Annotated in this window: 2 protein-coding genes and 2 tRNA genes; 1 reads left to right on the top strand and 3 read right to left on the bottom strand. The window is 32.1% G+C overall.

Annotated elements, in window-relative coordinates; genetic code table 11:
* The 3 genes from rlmD to EGI24_RS21770 all read right to left on the bottom strand — a co-directional run.
* Nucleotides 1-1,017: 23S rRNA (uracil(1939)-C(5))-methyltransferase RlmD (gene rlmD, locus EGI24_RS21780; RefSeq protein ID WP_255050755.1), on the bottom strand; the 1,017-nt coding region annotated here is incomplete at its 3' end.
* Between the two features lie 190 nt (nucleotides 1,018-1,207).
* Nucleotides 1,208-1,280: transfer RNA gene (locus EGI24_RS21775), tRNA-Lys, on the bottom strand.
* A gap of 38 nt (nucleotides 1,281-1,318) precedes the next feature.
* Nucleotides 1,319-1,380: transfer RNA gene (locus EGI24_RS21770), tRNA-Lys, on the bottom strand.
* Between the two features lie 253 nt (nucleotides 1,381-1,633).
* On the opposite strand from EGI24_RS21770, the gene EGI24_RS21765 reads away from it, so the two are divergent.
* Entirely contained in the window at nucleotides 1,634-2,068 is a 435-nt protein-coding gene (locus EGI24_RS21765) for an SH3 domain-containing protein (protein WP_255050754.1), read from the top strand.
* The last annotated feature ends 85 nt before the right edge of the window (nucleotides 2,069-2,153 follow it).

Genomic DNA, 2,153 nt, shown 5'->3' with positions numbered 1-2,153 from the left:
AACAAAATTGGCTATGGTTCCAGTACCAGTATATAGATCATAAACCAAATCATTCTTAGAGATTTGAGCGAAGTCTCTAACTATTTTATATAAATTATAAGCCTGGTCAGAATTGGTCTGGTAGAATGACTTTACTCCTATTCTAAAACTCAAACCTTCCATTTGTTCGGTAATATAAGGTAGGCCATAAAAGTTAACAGGTTCTAGGTCAAAATAAGAATCGTTTCGCTTTTTATTAATGAAATAGTTTAAAGAAGTAGTTTTTGGAAACTTTTCAATAAATTCATTCAAAACTTTTTCTATTTTTTCAACAGAATCATCGGCAATTTGTAAAACTACCATCACTTCGCCTGTGGAAGTAGTTCGGATCATGACATTCCTAAAAAAACCTTTGTGAACGACGTGGTCATAAAAAGGCAAACCGCTTTTGTGGGCATAATCTGTGAAGAAATCTCTTATGGCATTTGATGGATCACCTTGCAAATAGCATTTTTTGATAGGTAAAACCTTCTCAAATCTCTTTGGAATATGGAACCCTAGAGCATCCTTTGATATTTCTTCTCCTGAAGCCACCTCATCGTTGGTTAGCCATCTAGAATTAGAAAATGTGTATTCGAGTTTGTTTCTATAAAATTGAGTGTTTGAGGAGCCTAAAATGGGCGTAAATTGAGGAAGTTTAACTTTTCCAATTCTTGTTAATTGATCGTATACTTGTTTTTGTTTTTGTTCAATTTGCTTTTCATAGGGAATATGTTGCCATTTGCAGCCACCGCAAACGCCAAAGTGCTCACAAAATGGCTGAATACGATCAGTCGATAATTTATTAATTGCCAAAATCCTTCCTTCAGAGAAATTCTTTTTGGTTTTAGAAACCAAGAGCTTTACTTCGTCTCCTGGACAAACATTACTTCCTTCTACGAAAATAACCTCGCCATCGTCTTTTACGATACATTTTCCTTCAGCCGCAAAATCCAAGATTTGGATATTCTCAATTACTCTTTTCTTACTTTTTTTCATTTAAAGTTTATTTAGAATTTCTCTTTTCGAAATGGGATTCATCAAAATTTTATTAATAATAATATCCGAATTCAAACTATTTCTAATTATCAAATAATTAATTTTGCTTGTCAGTATCTTAAATTAATCGGATGAATAACAAATTGAGTTTTGGAGAAATAAAAAAAGCGATGAATTTTTCATCGCTTTGTGATCCCGCTGGGATTCGAACCCAGGACCCATACATTAAAAGTGTATTGCTCTACCAGCTGAGCTACGGAATCGAAAATGATTCTAAAAATATTTCTGAAAACTTAAGTGATCCCGCTGGGATTCGAACCCAGGACCCATACATTAAAAGTGTATTGCTCTACCAGCTGAGCTATTTTTCTTTCAAATCGCTGATTCTAAGGCACAAAATGATGTTGCTAAAAAAGCAGATTCTTTATTTAGTGCAAAAAAATATTCGGAAGCTGCAAATATTTATGAACTCATTTTTAAAGATAATCAAGTAAACAAGCCAAATATTTCTCTTAAGCTGGCATATATTTACGAAAGTTTGGGAGATTTTCCGAAAGCTATCTACTATTTGAACAACTATTATAATCTAAATCCGGACGATGAGGTGTTTGAAAAAATGAATAAAATGGCTTTGGAGAACAAGTTTACCGGTTTTGAAAGAAGTGACTTGAATTTTATTTTGGTTTTATACCAGCAGTTTTACATTTTTATTCTTTATTCAGTTATTCTGATTGGAATATTTATTCTTATTATCCTATTCCGAAAAAAAATATACAATAAAAAAATTCTACGGAGACATCTTATTTTGGTGGGTTTGTTTATCGTGTTTCTGTTGGTCTTTATTAATGTACCAAATACTTACCAATCGGCCATTATAAATAAGAGTACCTATTTTAGAGAATATCCATCTTCTGGATCACCGATAATAGGTTCCATAGAAAAAGGAAACAAAATCAATATTTTTGGACAAGAAGATATATGGCTTAAAGTCTTGTGGAATAGAAAGATAGTGTATATCCATAAAAATGATACGTGGATTTTGAATGGATAGGCTCATTAAAAAGTTTATTTTTTTTATGTTTGTAGTTTTTTAATTAAGCATTAATACATATTTTTGCGGCTGTATTGGCGAGGTG

This window comes from Lacihabitans sp. CS3-21 (assembly GCF_024343675.1).
Taxonomy (GTDB): Bacteria; Bacteroidota; Bacteroidia; order Cytophagales; family Spirosomataceae; genus Leadbetterella.
Note: the sequence above shows the minus strand (reverse complement) of the source record. Positions and strands in the feature narration are given on the sequence as shown.